The organism is Breznakiella homolactica, assembly GCF_016616095.2.
GTDB lineage: Bacteria > Spirochaetota > Spirochaetia > Treponematales > Breznakiellaceae > Breznakiella > Breznakiella homolactica.
The window spans coordinates 2,773,092-2,788,588 of the sequence record NZ_CP067089.2; the positions used below are offsets into that span (position 1 = coordinate 2,773,092).

Sequence of the window (15,497 nt, forward strand, 5' to 3'; positions counted from 1 at the left end):
GTTATAATGGATGCGGGAAGAGAAAAAAAGGAAAAAATGAATGACAGTAACGGAATTAATCAATCGGCTTGATTCCCCGGAAGCGGGGAGCCTCTTTGAAAAGCTTTATGGAAAGGAAGGAACGGAAGCCGCCCGCGGGCGGTACCGCGCCCTTCTTGAGGGTATGGCCAGCGGGTTTCCCGGCGCGGGAAAGGATATCCGGATTTTTACCGCCGCAGGCCGCACGGAACTCGGGGGAAACCATACGGATCACAACCGGGGCAAGGTTCTGGCAGCGTCCATCCAGCTGGATTCTGTCGCCGTGGCGGCGCCCCGGGAGGATAAAACCGTGATTTTCCGGTCCACCGGATATCCCGATGTGGTGGTGGACCTTACGGACCTTTCCAAACGGGAAGCGGAAATCAATACCACCGAAGCCCTGGTCCGGGGTATCGCCGCGGAATTCGCCGCCCGGGGAACCGGCGTCCGGGGGTTCACCGCCAACGCAGACTCCACGGTGCTGACCGGATCCGGGCTGTCGTCCTCCGCGGCGGTGGAGGTTCTCCTGGGCCGGATTTTCGACAGCCTTTACGGCGGCGGAAAGCGGAGCGCCCTGGAGATCGCCCAGATCGGACAGAAGGCTGAAAATAACTACTTCGGCAAACCTTCGGGACTCATGGACCAGGTCGCCTGCGCCTCCGGGGGCGCGGTGGCCATTGATTTCGCCGATCCATTAGATCCCAAGGTCCGCCGGATCAATTTCGACCTCGGCGCCGCGGGGTACGCCCTGTGTGTGGTTGACACCAAGGGGAGCCATGCCGACCTGACCCCGGATTACGCGGCGGTCCCCACGGAAATGAAAGCCGTGGCCGGGTTCTTCGGCAAATCCGTGCTCCGGGAGGTCAGCCCGGAAGAGGTGCTGTCCCGGATCCCGGAACTGCGGAAGGCCGCCGGGGACCGGGCGGTGCTCCGGGCAATTCATTTCTTCAATGAAAATAACCGGGTTGACGCCATGGAACGGGCGCTGGAAACGATCGACAATGCCGCCGGGAACGCGGAAAAACACCAGGCCCTGGAAACGTACCTCAGCCTGGTGAACGAATCCGGGAATTCATCCTGGGAACTGCTCCAGAACGTGTATTCCCCGAAAAACCCCGGGGAACAGGGAATTTCCCTGGCCCTGGCCCTGACCCGGAATTTTCTGGACAGCGGCGCCGCGCCGGGCAGCCCCCATCCGGGAGCGTGCCGGGTGCATGGCGGCGGCTTCGCCGGGACAATCCAGGCCTATATTCCCCTGGAACGCCTCAATGACTACAGGGCGGAACTGGAGAACGTTTTTGGAACGGGATCGGTGACGGAGCTCAGGATACGGCCGGTGGGCGCGGAAGAGCTTACTTTTGGATAACGCCGAAAGAATCCCAAATTCTTCAAATTAAAAAAGCCGGGCAGAAACCCGGCTTTTTTCAAATTATACAGCCTTCTTTAAATGATTAATTGGCAACAGACCACTCGCCGTCGCCGCCCCGGTACCGCACTATTATGTCTATATAAAGATCATTGTCAGCCCAGCCATATGCGACAAGAGTATATTGTATATCGTCTGTTTCATACTGATAATACTTCTCGCCTTGCGCCGTAAAATTCGTTAACTTTGCCGCATAAGCCGTGAACTCCGCCGGTAAAGGATTGTACCCCAAGCTGTCTTTGTCAAATTGGAAAGTGAATGTTACCTCTGTAACCATATTTTCAAAATTGCCGGTATTAAAGGATGGATATTTTGCGAGCGCGTCCTGCAGGCTGGTGGCCGACGCGGTTGTTACGGTGTTGTCACGCCATCCCGCAGTTGTTTCGCCGCTATCTTTGTAGGTATACCATGTGACATTGGAGTCGCTGTCTTTTGTGTAATTACCGGTGGTTGTTTCTGTAAAACCGGTTAAGTCATAGGTATAGGTCTCCGTTTCCGCACTCAATTGGACGGAAACCCTTTTCACGGTTTTCCCGTAAAAATCCGTCAGCGCGGGAAACTCAGCCATTGCTTTGAACAGGCCGTTTGTTCCGATGTCCAGACCATTTGAGGGCATATACAGCACTGCTTCATCTCCGCCGGAACTGTCACATCCCCAGATAAACAGTGAGAAGACAAGCAGCACCACCAAAAATCTCTTCATAATATAGCTCCTTTGAGAATTAATTTTTCTGATGAACTATACGCCATGGTGTATAACAGCTGTATAACAGATATGACAATTGAAAAAATTTAAGTGTAATTTCGGAGATTAAAATTAAATGAACTACCTGCGGTACCGTTTTTTCTGCGCGCTCAGGGTTCCCGCGGTCATCTCGGCCCAGCTGTAGTTGGCCATATACTCTTCCTGGTATTCTTCTATGGCGTTCCAGTCGCCCCGCATAAAACGGTAATAATCGCAGTCTATCTTTTCCGGGATGACCGACAGGCTGTTATGGCTTCTCCGGATGATGGAACCCGCGCCGGCTTCTTTGAGGGCCCGGAGCATTTCCGAGATCAGGATCTGCAGGTGGGTTTGGGTGCTGCGGTTATATTCGGTTTCCTCCCAGAGTACCGTGGCCAGTTCTTTTTTCGTTACCGTCCCGCCCCGGCGGTCCACCAGATAGGCCAGCAGTTCCTTTGCCTTTCTCCGGTGGAAGATCACGGGGTTATTGTCGACAAAGATATCGAAATTCCCGAAGGTCTGGATACGGACCATTTTTTTCCGGATTGGGTCCGGTGTATACCGGAGGTCCTCCAGTTCCTTCTTTACCGCGCCGGCGGAAACGGGTTTGAACACGTATCCGCTGGCCCGGATTCCGAAGGCATCCAGGGTATACTCCAAATGGCCGGTGACAAAAACGATGTTGATCCTGGGATGTATCTTCTGCAGTTTCCTGGCCAAAACCATGCCGTCCATCACCGCCATCTGGATATCCAGAAAAGCGGCATCCACTTTTTCCGCCTTCGCGTGGGCGACGGCCTCCAGGGGGTTACTGAAACTGATAAGGGAACAGTCCGGCGCCGCTTCGAGGATGGCGTCGGTCAGAGCGGCCAGGGATAGCTGTTCATCATCAACGGCAATGATATGCATTCAGTATGTCCATTCCTTTGGGATGTGTATCACCGCGGTGGTGCCCTGGCCCGGTCCGCTCCGCACATCGAGGGTGCCGCCGCACATGGCGGCCAGGCGCTGGCGGACATTGTCTATGCCGATATGGGTTGTACTTTCTCCAAGCGGCTGGCCGGAGTCAAATCCCACCCCGTCATCGGTAACAACGATAAAAAACGCCGTTCCGGTTTTCCCTGTCTGTATATGTACGGTACCGCCGGAGGGTCTGGGAGTTATACCATGGATGACCGCGTTTTCCGCCAGGGGCTGCAGGGAGAGCGGAGGAACCGAGAAATCCGCCGTTGGGATGTCGTATTCCACCTTGAGGCGGTCACCGAAACGTTTCTTCTCCAGGGAAAGGTAGACCCGGACATGGTTCAGCTCTTCCTCAAAGGGAACCGGTTTGCTGTAGGAAAGAGCATTGAGATTGGCCCGGAGGTAGCCGGAAAAATCCAGAACCGTCCGCCGGGCCTCGGCCGGGTCGGTGACACAAAGGGCGCTTATGGCGTTGAGGGTATTGTAGAGGAAATGGGGCCGGATCTGGGAAAGCATAATGGCGGTTCTGCCGTTGGCCAGTTCCAGTTCCTTCTGGTGAAGCCGTTTTTCCTGCTCCTGCTGGACATTAACGAAAATCAGGAGCAGGGACAGCATGCCCGCGGGATAGGTCAGCATAAGATCCTGGAATGTGATTTGAGCAATAACCGCCAGGGCGGGGAGGATTCCGAAGGAAAGGTACGCCCAGAGATCCCGTTTTTCCAGTATTCCTCTCAGCCTCAGAATCTGCAGCACCACCAGAGTCTGCTGGATGAAGTAAACCATGTGAAAAACAAAATACCAGCGGCCCCAATGGAACCGGTTATTTTCATCAATAGTATAAAACATTCCGTTAAAAAGGTTCATCACCGCCAGAAAAATACCTGCGGCGCTCAGCAGGCAGAGGATCAGCGTTATGTTTGTTTTAATATTTGCCTTAAGGGACGCGGCGACAACAATATATAACGCGAAAAACATGTACGTTAACAAGCCCGAAATCTGAGCCAGAAAATTTGCCGGTACCGTAATCCACCGCGCTCCGGGTTTCAGGTCTAATCCCCAGGAAACAGCGTCGCTTGTTACTGAAATCAAAGAAAGGATAAGCACCAGAAGAAACAAATGGTCCTGCAGGGTTTTCCGTTTTTTACCGGTGATGGAAAGGATTAATATACAGAGGGCCAGGATGCAGAAAATTTCCATGGTGATATTCACTGCGGTGTATATGGCTTGTGTCAGCGGCGCACCTCCACTCCTTCACGGGAACCGGTTAAAACTAATGGCGGCATGAACAATAGAAATTTTATAATATTCCATTGTGTATAACAAATGTATAACAACAAAATGCGGCATTGAGTTAATTGTAGCTAACCGGCGCTGCGCTTCCCCCTCTACTGGAAAAAACCCAAAAAATGACTTAAGATTTAATTTCCTATGCCGATAACCATAAAGATGGGCTGCCTTATTTTAAATACACCCTTAGCGCGGCGGGCAGTATCGTTATTATTCCAAGGGGTATATGGAGGGGACCATTTTGGCACATTCAAACGCATTATCAGCGTATAAAGAAACCCGCATCAAAACCGCAAGCCAGGGCCAGCTGATCATCCTGCTTTACGATGAGGCTATCCGGCAGCTGGACCACGCGGCGGAACTGCTCAGGCTGAACAGTTCCGGTAAAAAAGATCCCGGCAGGATCGAACAGATAAGCAAGGCTATTTTAAAAACACAGGAAATAATCACCGAACTGATGGTTTCCCTGGATTTTGACCAGGGCGGCGACATTTCCCGGAACCTCTTTTCACTGTACACCTGGTTCAACCAGGAACTTCTGGAAGGCAATATCGCCCAGGATGCCCAGCGGGTACTGAATGTGCGCAACATGATGGACCAGCTCCGGGGCGCCTGGAACGAAGTGGTGGCGAAAACCTCCGCCGAAAACGTTGCCCGGCCTTCGGGCGGCATCAATATTGCCGGATAGGAGATTGCCATGGCCGCAGCGCTTCAGGAAAAAACAAAACAGGAAATATCCCCGGAGGAACTGGTCCGCCGGGTCGCTATAGTAAAACGCTTCCGGGAACTGCTCATCCAGCAGCGGGACCGGTTCCGGGAATACCTGGAAGTCCTGGATAAACAGAAGGACGTCATCGAAGAGGGCAAAGCGGAAGATCTGATTGCCCATGTCGAGCTGGAAGAAAAAATCGTCGCCGATATCTTCTCCATCCAGAAGGTAATTGATCCTCTGGAGGATATGTACCGGGCGAGCTATCCCGATCGGGAATCCGAGGTACCCAACCTCAAAGCCGCTTTGGAGGAACTCAAGGAAGAAGCGGTGGTCCGTTCCGAACGGAACAGGGAACTCCTGTCCAAACGGATGGCGGAGATCCGTTCCGAAATCAAGGCCCTCCGGGGCAATCCCTACGCAGCCCGCCGTCCCGTGTACGGCGGATCGGATTCAGCGTCACTCATAGATATTAAAGGATGAAACCAGCAAAGGCGCCTCTCTACCTCATTGATGCCTACGGGCTGATTTACCGGTCATACTTCGCCTTCCTTTCCCGCCCCCTGAGGAATTCCAAAGGTAAGAACGTATCAGCTCTTTTCGGCTTTGCCCGGACCGTAACGGGACTGCTCAACGACGGAGCCCCCGCGGCGGACGCCCAGGGAAAACTCCTGGACCGGGCCCAGAAACCGGCCCTGCTGGCGGCGGTCTTCGATTCCCGGGGGCCCACCTTCCGGCACAAACAGTACCCCGAATACAAGGCCAACCGCCAGAAAGCCCCCGAGGATCTCCACGAACAGGTGCCCCTGGTGGATGAAACCCTCCGGGCCCTGGGGATTCCGGTGCTTCAGGCCGACGGATACGAGGCGGACGATATAATCGCCACCCTGGCGCGGAAATGCCAGGCCGAAGGCCGGCAGTGCTATATTCTGTCCTCGGACAAGGACCTGCTCCAGCTCGTGGGAAACGGAACTTATGAGCTCCGGCCCCTGAAATCCACCAAGGATTACTCCAGCGTCAACGCGTCGGGCACGGGCATTCCCTATGAACTGGTGGGCCCCGCGGAAGTTAAAGCCGAATGGGGGGTCACCCCGGAAAAAGTCCTGGACCTGCTGTCCCTTATCGGCGACACCTCGGACAATGTCCCCGGCGTAAAAGGCGTGGGCGAAAAGACCGCGGTCAAACTCATGACCCGCTACGGCAGCCTCGACGAGATATACAAAAACATAGCGGGAATAGAAGGGGCCGTCGGGAAAAAGCTCGCCGACGGCAAGGAAAGCGCCTATTTCGCGAAAACCCTCATAAGCCTCGAATGCGAGGTCCCCCTGCCCCTCAAAACATTGGATGATCTTTCCATAGAAAATATAGACAGGTCCGCGGGAGCGGCGGTGCTGCTCCGGGAGGGCATACGCCAGAGCGCCTTTGCCCTGGACCCGAAGACTGTTTCCGCGGCCCCGGAAAGCGCCGCGTCAGCCTCTTCCGGCCCGGCGGCGGGCGGTTCCCCGGTGTCAGGCGGAACGCCCGTACGCGACCTGGTCCCGGTGGATCCCGCTTTAACCGGAGACGGGGCCTATACCACCGTTCTTGCCATCAAGGAACTCGAATCCCTGCTGAAAACCGCTAAAAAACAGGGATTTATGGCCTTTGATTTTGAAACCGACTCCCTGGACGCCTGGAATTCCAAGCCCATCGGCATTTCCATGGCCCTGGAACCGAAAAAAGCCTATTACATCCCCGTGGCATCCCACGGCGAAGGCAGCGAATTCCTCGATCCCGACGCCGTCCGGAAGCTCTTCGAGCCCCTGCTGGCGGATCCGAAGATGACCGTGGCGGCCCACAACGCCAAATACGACTATAAAGTTTCCCGGGGATGGGGAATTCCCCGGTGGAAATGCGTTATCTGGGACACCATGGTGGCCGCCTGGCTCGCCGACCCCGAACGGAACAACTATTCCCTGGATTCCCTGGCGGCATCCTACCTCGGGTATACGGCTATTTCATATAATTCCATCGTTCCCAAGGGAAGCACCTTTGACGCGGTATCCCTGGAAACCGCCTGCCGCTACTCCGGGGAGGACGCGGACCTGACCTTCAGGATGAAGCTCCACCTGGAAAAGCAGCTGGAAAAGTCCGAAGCCACGGACTTGTTTAAAAATCTGGAAATGCCCCTGCTGCCGATTCTGGCGGAAATGGAAGGTTTGGGAATAAAAATCGAACCCAAGGTCCTCCGGGAATACGGCGTAACCCTGGGGGAGGAACTGGAACAGATCCAGGCCGAAACCTACCGCATGGTGGGCCATGAATTCAACCTCGGTTCCCCGAAGCAGCTCCAGGAAGTCCTCTTTGTTGAACGGAAACTCAAACCGGGCAAGAAGACCAAGACAGGATATTCCACCGATGTGGGGGTTCTGGAGGAATTGGCCCGGGAAGACCCGGTGCCGGCGCTTATCCTCCGCCACCGGACCCTGGCGAAACTTAAATCCACCTACGTGGATACTCTGGCGGACCTGGCAGGGAAAGACGGACGGCTCCACACGAATTTCGTGCAGACCGGCACCGCCACGGGCCGGCTTTCCAGCCGGGATCCCAACCTTCAGAATATTCCCATCCGGGACGAAGAAGGCCGGCGGATCCGCCAGGCGTTTATCGCCGAACCCGGACAGGTCCTCATTTCCGCGGACTACAGCCAGATCGAACTGGTGGTGCTGGCCCATCTTTCCGGGGACGAAGGCCTCTGCTCCGCATTCAGGGACGGCACCGACGTCCACGCCCGGACCGCGGCGCTCATCTTCGGCATCCCCGAAAAGGATGTCCGGCCGGACCAGCGGCGCATCGCCAAGACCATCAACTTCGGAGTCATGTACGGTATGAGCGCCTTTCGGCTGTCCAATGAACTGGGAATCAGCCGGACCGACGCCCAATCCTTCATAGAAGCCTATTTCAAGACCTATTCCGGAATCCGGCGGTACATCGACGATCTGGTAGCCCAGACGGAAAAAACCGGGTACGCGTCGACCATCTTCGGCCGGAGACGGTATATCGCGGCCATCAATTCCCGGAACAAAACCGAAAAAGCCGCGGCGGAACGGGTCGCGGTCAACGCCCCGATCCAGGGTTCGGCCGCGGATATTGTCAAAACCGCCATGATCCGGCTGGACAAAGCCATCACCGCCGGCAAAAGCCCCGCCCGGCTGCTGCTTCAGGTTCACGACGAGCTTATCCTGGAATGCCCCAAGGACCACGCGGCGGAAGCGGCGGAGCTCGTTAAAAAGGAAATGGAAAACGCGGTAAAACTGTCGGTTCCCCTCCGGGTAAGCGTCGAAACGGGCAAACGCTGGGGCGATTTCCACTAGGATTGCCGCGGAACCATGGAAAAGGCCCCCCTGCCCCTTATTGGGCTTACCGGACTGTACTGCGCGGGAAAAAACTACGTCGCTTCAATCCTCGAAGAACGGGGCCTGGAGGTCCTGGATGTGGATAAACTCGGCCACGCGGCCACGGAACTCGAAAAAGAGCCCATTGTCCGGCATTTCGGCGATACTGTCCTAAACAGCGACGGCACCGTAAACCGCAAAACCCTGGGAGAACTGGTCTTCGGCAAACCCGATGAACTGGCTTTCCTGGAAGGCATTATCCATCCCGCGGCGAACCGGCTCACCGAAGAGTGGATCGAAAACGGATCCGGAAAAATCAAGGTAATCAACGCGGCACTGCTCCACCGTTCAACGTCTTTCGGCAGGCTTGATTTCATCATTATAGTCCGGGCGCCCCTGATCACCCGGTTTCTCCGGGCCCGGAAACGGGACAAACTGCCCTTCCGGCAGCTGATAAAAAGATTCAAAAGCCAAAAAGAATTCATTTCTCAATATTTATCCCAAAACGCCGATATTCGTATTGTAGACAACAAAGGATATTTCGGTATCTGTTCCCGTCTGTACAGGCGGCGTTTGGAAAACCGGATAGATGAGATTCTTGCAAAGGCGGGTTGCGTTCTGCAGGAACCTTCCAAAGAAAAATGAATTACCATTTTTCTTTCGTTGTATGTAAGGTCGCTTGTGCAAAAGTTTCCGGCTTCTGCGCAGGCCCCGGATGAAATTCTTTCCCGGGAGGGGACGGTACGGTAGTCATGGAAAAGAAAAAATTACTGCTTGTGGCAGTTTCAGTAGGGGTGTTTCTCGTCATCGTAATCGGCGCGTCTATCTTAGTGGTATCACCAAAGACAGGTCCGGCCATGGCAATGGCAGGGGATAACCAGCCGCATACCACCATTGGAGTTCCGGGCACGCAGCCTGATTCCGGTATTACCGGAGAACCGGTCCGTCCGGGTTCGGTGGACGCGTCGGATATGCTCAGAAATCCCGACGATACCCAGCGGCTGCAGACGCCCCCCGGCACATCGACTTCCATACAGGACAGCACCTTTTACATTTATGGTGAAAGCGGAACTCTGCCGGCAGCTGCCGCGGAGCGGATAACCTCCGCCGTGGATTCCTCCGGCAGGGTGGTGATCGATGTTCCCAAACCGGCTACGGTAGCCGTACCGGACGCTCCGCCGCCCGCCAGAACCGTTCAGCCGCCCCGGCAGCCCCAGACCGTGGCAGCCGCACCGGCTCCGGCCAGGCCCGCGGCGGCTCCCGCGGCGCAGCCAAAACCGGCGGCTGTCCCAACCAGGGAGTATACCGATTACTGGGTCCAGACCGGCGCGTTTTCAACGAAACCCCGGGCTGAAGCTGTAAAGGATACCCTTACGGCAAAGGGCATAAAATCGGTAATCGACGTCCGGGATGTGGACAGCACAACCTATTACCGGGTGAGGGTCGGTCCGTACACTTCCGAGAACGAGGCCAATTACTGGCTTTCCCTGATCAAGTCCATAGACGGTTTTGAGGGCAGCCAGATCCGCACTACCCAGTCGAGGCGCTGAGCGGATAATCCGCTTTATTATATATGCAGAATCCATGGTGAATCCCTTCATAGGGCATGAACCATGGATTTTTTTTATTCATCCGTGTTGCTTTATTTTTCCTCTTCCTGCCCGTTTTCCTGCGGGGAGAGGAGAAAAAAGCGGGTTTCCGCGGGGACCTGTTTTTTTCCGGGTCCTGGGAGCAGCAGGGAAAACTCGACAACCGGGGCGATCTCAGGCTGATTACACCATTTTACGGCCTGTCGGCGCGCTTCCAGGTGCTGGACCGGCGGCCCGCCATGTTCCTGGAGGATACAGGAAACAGTATCACGGGATTTTCCGGCGGAATTTACCATAAAGCTACCAATTCCCGGATTTTATACGGAACAATTGATGAATGGGGCCTTCCGGCCCGTATACGCAGTCCCTGGATACGGAGCCTTCCCCTGGCGGAACGGCACGCTCCCATGGGCGGGGATCTTAAAACGGAAACAGTCTCCACCAGGGAACCGGCTGCCTACCTCTACCTCGGAAGTCCGCAGTTCGGTCCGGTACGGATCTTCCTCTCGGCCCTGGCGGACAGCCCGAAACTGCCTGATTTCGGCGGCGGAGCGGAGTTCACCTTCAAAAAACAAAACCGGCTCCGTCTGGAGGGTTTTTACACGGAACAGACCCTGGCGGCCCGCAAAAGCTCAACCTGGTTCTCCGCGGCACCGCCCCTGCCGGAACGGGATTTCCGCCTCGGCGCCGGATCCATCGCTTTTTCGTCTCCTTTTTTCAGTTTTGCCGCGGACTGGGCTTATTCGGAGACCTATGCCTACGGAAGCGGGACATACGGAAACCTCGGGATTACGGCGGGAAACAAACCCTGGCGGGTATCCCTCGGAGCGGATGTTTCAGAGGGCCGGTACGTCGGCAGGGACGGAAAAATCCCCGGGGAAGGCCTGCGTTTCGGAGGCGCCGCGGAATACCGCGGAGTACGGGGAAGTCTCTACAAAATAACCACTGCGGTGAGGGCTTCCGCCTGGGACGAAAAATTCAATAAAAGCACAACGAATTTTTCGGTTTATTTCCCCCGGGCAGTAAATCCAATGCCGGTCTGGCCCCAGAAGTGTACCGTAACACTGAAACGGGACGGCAGTTCCGCCGCAGCGGAGGATTCCGCCGTGGTATCGGTACATACCCAGATCGGGCCCCTTGGGACAGGCTTGAGCGCTTCGGTAAAATGGAAATCTCCCTACGACGCGCATCCGCAGCCGTATCCGGTACCATCCGGGCAGGGTTCTCCGTATTCGGTGGGCGGCAGCGGGGAAGCAACCTATAAAATCGGGTTCATAACCGTAAAAGCTAAACTGGGCTGCACCGCGGAAAGAGATAAAAGGAATATATGGGATCTATCCTTATCCGCGGCCGCGGTGAGGCCTTCCGGACGGTTCCGGATATCATTGGACATAGAGGAGAAACTGGAGGATTGGAACCTTGGTTTTTCGTGGCAGATCCGGAAAACCGGTATATCCGGCTCCGCACCATGATATCGCTTATTTGTCTCCCGGACGGCTGCCGCACCTGCCTCCTGCCCTCTTCCCACCCTCCTGCCACCAAGGAGCCGTAAAGAGCCGGAACAGAACCTGTCCGCAGCTCTGCCCCGGGAAGCGGATAACCGGTTAATAATTCCCGTTATACAGCGGAGTCTCCGCAGTCCCTTCAAACACATACCTCTGACCGGGCAGCACAGGGCCGGTTAAGCCGGAAAGCACCCGAGCCATAATAAGAATGCTGGTCACAACGTTAATATAGGATAAACGAAATTATAGTTTTTTTGTCAGAAAACAATTTTTCATAAAGTTTACTTTGAATATTGTGATATACTTTTATATGTATTTTTTTAGAAAGATATATAGAGAAATACAGATTAAAGTGAGGCCAATAATTTAATCTCTAAAAATGATTTTTTGTGAACAAAGGAGTTTATTTTGAAACACTTAAGAAAAATTATGATTTCCTTCTTTACAGTTGTAATTACTTTTTTAATAACGAATTGTTCTGTAGATAGTAATGTCTGTAAAATATGCGGCGGCGAATTAACTTATACTATGAGTAGAGGTGATGCCTCTAACAAGATTATAATTTCTCTGTCATCAGGAGAATGGACAGAGGTCCCTATTACTGCCCATTTACTTGAGTCATTATCACTAACCGAAACCTCAACAACCGTAGGATCGAACAGTAACTGGCAAGCGTTTTTTAGCGATGGCAATCGGGTAAATAAAAATATTCTTCCAGATAAGAGCAAACTGGAGTTACGATACTTTAGTGGCTGGGGTGACGATCTTGATGGAAGTTGGACAGGGACAGCTTCTTTTAAAGATGATTATTTGGTGTATTATACAAACCATGAACTCTTTGGTCATGATCACACGTTCATGGGTGATCCAATAACAATAAGAGTGGAAGGTACGGATACGGCCAATTAAGGAATCAGCCTGCTTGCCAAGGGTGATAATACTTTTGGCAAGCAATATATATCGAAAAGTAACAGATTTGTACCAAATCAAAAAAACAGCTGTCAAAGAAATAAGAAGATAATTCCATCACTTCTCCTAGCAGTATGAATTTTTTCACATTGCCCTCCTGACCGGGCAGCATAGCGCCGGTTGAACCGGAAAGCGCCCGGCCGTAATGGCAACGCCGGGTTTCTCGTATAAAACGGTTTTCGAGGCCGCAGGCCAACACAGCAATGCCCTTCACACACCCAGCCCCCTCTGACCGGGCAGCATAGAGCCGGTTAAGCCGGAAAGCACCCGGCCCGTAACGGTAACGCCGGGTCCCTGGACAGAACGGTTTTCGAGGCCGCAGGCCGACACAGCGATGGCCTTCCCTCACGCCGCCCCCTGACCGGGCAGCATAGAGCCGGTTAAGCAGGAAAGCGCCCAGTCGTAATGGCAACGCGGGTGTCACAGAAAAAGGGTGATGAGCGACTTTCGAGGCCGCAGGCCGACACGGAGCCATCACCCTTTCTCTGTGACAGGCCCCGCGGTCCCGCTATACACGGGCGCTTTCCTGCTTGAAAGACCCTATACTCCCCCCTTGAAACTTGTTGAAAAATTTACTATATTACAGCAATTACGGATGTCTGTTAGCCTATTTTTCAATTTTTAACCATAAAAAACTGAATGCCGCGGTTGACGGCTCCGGCCGGAAAACACACTGGTTTTGTAGGTATCCGATTTCCATAATTACGAAAACGGTGACAAAACCCCTGCCGGGATGAGGCGGGCAGCCAAAACTATAACGAGAGGTAAAAGACAAGATGGGCATCGATATTACTAAGATGCGGAACATTGGTATCAGTGCGCACATTGACTCGGGAAAAACTACCCTTTCCGAACGTATCCTGTTCTTCAGCAACAAAATTCACGCTATCCACGAAGTCAGGGGCAAAGACGGTGTCGGTGCCACCATGGACCACATGGAACTCGAACGGGAACGGGGAATTACGATTCAGTCCGCCGCGACCCAGGTAAATTGGAAAGAATATACCATAAATCTCATCGACACCCCCGGCCACGTTGACTTTACTATTGAAGTCGAGCGGTCCCTGCGGGTGCTGGACGGAGCCATATTGGTTCTCTGCGCGGTCGGCGGCGTACAGTCACAGTCGATTACCGTTGACCGTCAGCTTAAACGCTACCACGTTCCCCGGATCGCCTTTATCAACAAGTGCGACCGCACCGGCGCGAATCCCTTCAAAGTCCGTATGCAGCTCCGGGAAAAACTGGGCCTGCCCGCGGTTATGATCCAGATCCCCATAGGACTGGAGGACAAACTCGAAGGCGTGGTGGATCTCATCACCATGAAAGCGGTCTATTTCGACGGCGGAGAGGGTACGGATATCCGGATGGCGGAGATTCCCGCCCACCTCAAAGCGGATGCTGAAAAATACCGGGAAGAAATGCTCGACGCTATTTCCATGTTCTCCGATGAACTGGCGGAACTGTTTTTAGGCGGCGAGGCAATCCCCGAAGAACTTATCCATAAGGCAATCAGGAAGGGAACCCTTGCAGAGCAGTTTGTGCCGGTCATGATGGGTTCGGCTTATAAAAACAAGGGTATCCAGACCCTTCTGGATGGGGTTACCAGCTACCTCCCCGATCCTACGGAAGTGGAAAACTACGCCCTTGACCTGGACAACAATGAGGAAAAAGTCATCCTCAAACCCAATGACAAACTCCCCACGGTGGCTCTGGGCTTCAAGCTTGAGGACGGCCAGTACGGCCAGCTAACCTATGTCCGGATCTACCAGGGATCCCTGAAAAAAGGTGATGAACTGTACAACACCCGGGCCCGGAAAAAATTCAAAGTCGGCCGCCTCGTCCGGATGCACTCCAACAGCATGGAGGATATCACCGAGGGTGCCCCCGGGGACATTGTTGCCCTCTTCGGCATTGACTGCGCTTCCGGGGATACCTTCTGCGGCGGCGGCGTTAACTACGCCATGTCCTCAATGTTTGTGCCCGAACCGGTTATTTCTCTGGCTATCACCCCGAAGGACAAAAAATCCGCGGATCAGATGGCCAAGGCCCTCAACCGCTTTACCAAGGAAGACCCGACTTTCCAGACCTATGTGGATCCCGAATCAAACCAGACCATCATCAAGGGAATGGGCGAGCTCCACCTGGAAGTGTACATCGAACGGATGCGCCGGGAATACAAATGCGAGGTCGATACCGGCATGCCCCAGGTCGCGTACCGGGAAGCTATCACCCAGCGCGCGGAATTCAACTATACCCACAAAAAGCAGACCGGCGGTTCCGGGCAGTACGGCCGTGTGGCCGGCTACATGGAACCCATGGATTCCGGAGACTACGAATTTGTGAACAACATCAAGGGCGGTGTCATTCCCAACGAATACATCCCCAGCTGTGACAAGGGATTCAAGGAAGCCATGAAACGGGGCAGCCTTATCGGATTCCCCATTGTCAATGTCCGCATGGTAATCAGCGACGGGCAGTACCATCCGGTCGACTCCTCCGATATCGCGTTCCAGATGGCCGCCATCGGCGGTTTCCGGGAAGCCTATAACAAGGCAAAACCCGCTATTCTGGAGCCCATCATGAAGGTTTCAGTGGAAGGCCCGACGGAATTCCAGGGAAATATTTTCGCTTCCATTAACCAGCGCCGCGGTATAATCTCTTCGTCCACCGAGGATGGCAGCTTCTCCAGAGTTGAAGCTGAAGTTCCCCTGAGTGAAATGTTCGGCTACTCCACGGTACTTCGATCCTTGACCCAGGGTAAAGCAGAGTTTACCATGGAATTTGAGAAGTACGGAAAAGTTCCGTCCAGCATTTCCGATACCCTTATTAAGGAATATGAGGAAAAACGCAGGAAGGAACAGCAGAAGTAACACCGGTTTCCGGTTAATTTCTGCGGAGAATGGCAGCATGTGCGGCCCGCAAGCCGTACGCCG

The 15,497-nt window shown here is 54.2% G+C and carries 13 protein-coding genes; 9 read left to right on the forward strand and 4 right to left on the reverse strand.

Annotated features, from left to right (window positions below; translation table 11 throughout):
• The first annotated feature begins 40 nt into the window (after window positions 1-40).
• Entirely contained in the window at window positions 41-1,384 is a 1,344-nt protein-coding gene (locus JFL75_RS12545; protein WP_215627025.1) for a galactokinase, read from the forward strand.
• Between the two features lie 85 nt (window positions 1,385-1,469).
• Here the strand turns inward: JFL75_RS12545 and JFL75_RS12550 are convergent, their stop codons facing one another.
• The 3 genes from JFL75_RS12550 to JFL75_RS12560 form a co-directional block, all read right to left on the reverse strand.
• Window positions 1,470-2,147 carry a hypothetical protein gene (locus JFL75_RS12550; protein WP_215627026.1) on the reverse strand — a complete coding sequence of 226 codons (678 nt, stop codon included), beginning with the start codon at window positions 2,145-2,147 and terminating at the stop codon, window positions 1,470-1,472.
• Window positions 2,148-2,270: 123 nt separating this feature from the next.
• On the reverse strand, window positions 2,271-3,077 hold the full coding sequence (locus JFL75_RS12555; RefSeq protein WP_215627027.1) for a response regulator: 807 nt from the start codon (window positions 3,075-3,077) through the stop codon (window positions 2,271-2,273).
• Window positions 3,078-4,328, reverse strand: coding sequence for a sensor histidine kinase (locus tag JFL75_RS12560; RefSeq protein WP_215627028.1), 1,251 nt, complete (start codon window positions 4,326-4,328; stop codon window positions 3,078-3,080).
• Between the two features lie 331 nt (window positions 4,329-4,659).
• Between JFL75_RS12560 and fliS the strand changes: the two genes are divergently transcribed.
• The 7 genes from fliS to JFL75_RS12595 all read left to right on the forward strand — a co-directional run bounded on the left by fliS (window position 4,660) and on the right by JFL75_RS12595 (window position 12,504).
• Window positions 4,660-5,106 carry a flagellar export chaperone FliS gene (fliS, locus tag JFL75_RS12565; protein ID WP_215627029.1) on the forward strand — a complete coding sequence of 149 codons (447 nt, stop codon included), beginning with the start codon at window positions 4,660-4,662 and terminating at the stop codon, window positions 5,104-5,106.
• Window positions 5,107-5,115: 9 nt separating this feature from the next.
• Complete coding sequence (locus JFL75_RS12570) at window positions 5,116-5,610, forward strand: flagellar export chaperone FlgN (protein ID WP_215627030.1); 495 nt, start codon at window positions 5,116-5,118, stop codon at window positions 5,608-5,610.
• Window positions 5,607-8,480 (forward strand): DNA polymerase I, encoded by a 2,874-nt coding sequence (gene polA, locus JFL75_RS12575; protein WP_215627031.1) that lies wholly within the window; start codon window positions 5,607-5,609, stop codon window positions 8,478-8,480. The genes JFL75_RS12570 and polA overlap by 4 nt, the downstream gene beginning before the upstream one ends.
• Window positions 8,481-8,495: 15 nt before the next feature.
• Entirely contained in the window at window positions 8,496-9,146 is a 651-nt protein-coding gene (coaE, locus tag JFL75_RS12580; RefSeq protein ID WP_215627032.1) for a dephospho-CoA kinase, read from the forward strand.
• Window positions 9,147-9,253: 107 nt separating this feature from the next.
• Window positions 9,254-10,051, forward strand: a complete 798-nt coding sequence (locus JFL75_RS12585) for an SPOR domain-containing protein (protein WP_215627033.1) — start codon at window positions 9,254-9,256, stop codon at window positions 10,049-10,051.
• Between the two features lie 56 nt (window positions 10,052-10,107).
• Window positions 10,108-11,562: a hypothetical protein gene (locus JFL75_RS12590; RefSeq protein ID WP_215627034.1), complete on the forward strand. Its 1,455-nt coding sequence runs from the start codon at window positions 10,108-10,110 to the stop codon at window positions 11,560-11,562.
• A gap of 441 nt (window positions 11,563-12,003) precedes the next feature.
• Window positions 12,004-12,504 carry a hypothetical protein gene (locus JFL75_RS12595; protein WP_215627035.1) on the forward strand — a complete coding sequence of 167 codons (501 nt, stop codon included), beginning with the start codon at window positions 12,004-12,006 and terminating at the stop codon, window positions 12,502-12,504.
• Window positions 12,505-12,508: 4 nt separating this feature from the next.
• Here JFL75_RS12595 and JFL75_RS12600 read toward each other — a convergent pair whose 3' ends face one another.
• On the reverse strand, window positions 12,509-12,778 hold the full coding sequence (locus tag JFL75_RS12600) for a hypothetical protein (protein WP_215627036.1): 270 nt from the start codon (window positions 12,776-12,778) through the stop codon (window positions 12,509-12,511).
• A 562-nt stretch (window positions 12,779-13,340) separates the two neighbouring features.
• Here JFL75_RS12600 and fusA point away from each other — a divergent pair.
• Window positions 13,341-15,434, forward strand: a complete 2,094-nt coding sequence (gene fusA / locus JFL75_RS12605) for an elongation factor G (protein WP_215627037.1) — start codon at window positions 13,341-13,343, stop codon at window positions 15,432-15,434.
• Window positions 15,435-15,497 lie beyond the last annotated feature (63 nt).

Bases quoted from the DNA above. Each gene is read 5' to 3' on its own strand.
- JFL75_RS12545 (WP_215627025.1), top strand. From the start codon at position 41: ATGACAGTAACGGAATTAATCAATCGGCTTGATTCCCCGGAAGCGGGG.
- JFL75_RS12550 (WP_215627026.1), bottom strand. From the start codon at position 2,147: ATGAAGAGATTTTTGGTGGTGCTGCTTGTCTTCTCACTGTTTATCTGG.
- JFL75_RS12555 (WP_215627027.1), bottom strand. From the start codon at position 3,077: ATGCATATCATTGCCGTTGATGATGAACAGCTATCCCTGGCCGCTCTG.
- JFL75_RS12560 (WP_215627028.1), bottom strand. From the start codon at position 4,328: ATGGAAATTTTCTGCATCCTGGCCCTCTGTATATTAATCCTTTCCATC.
- JFL75_RS12570 (WP_215627030.1), top strand. From the start codon at position 5,116: ATGGCCGCAGCGCTTCAGGAAAAAACAAAACAGGAAATATCCCCGGAG.
- polA (WP_215627031.1), top strand. From the start codon at position 5,607: ATGAAACCAGCAAAGGCGCCTCTCTACCTCATTGATGCCTACGGGCTG.
- coaE (WP_215627032.1), top strand. From the start codon at position 8,496: ATGGAAAAGGCCCCCCTGCCCCTTATTGGGCTTACCGGACTGTACTGC.
- JFL75_RS12585 (WP_215627033.1), top strand. From the start codon at position 9,254: ATGGAAAAGAAAAAATTACTGCTTGTGGCAGTTTCAGTAGGGGTGTTT.
- JFL75_RS12590 (WP_215627034.1), top strand. From the start codon at position 10,108: ATGAACCATGGATTTTTTTTATTCATCCGTGTTGCTTTATTTTTCCTC.
- fusA (WP_215627037.1), top strand. From the start codon at position 13,341: ATGGGCATCGATATTACTAAGATGCGGAACATTGGTATCAGTGCGCAC.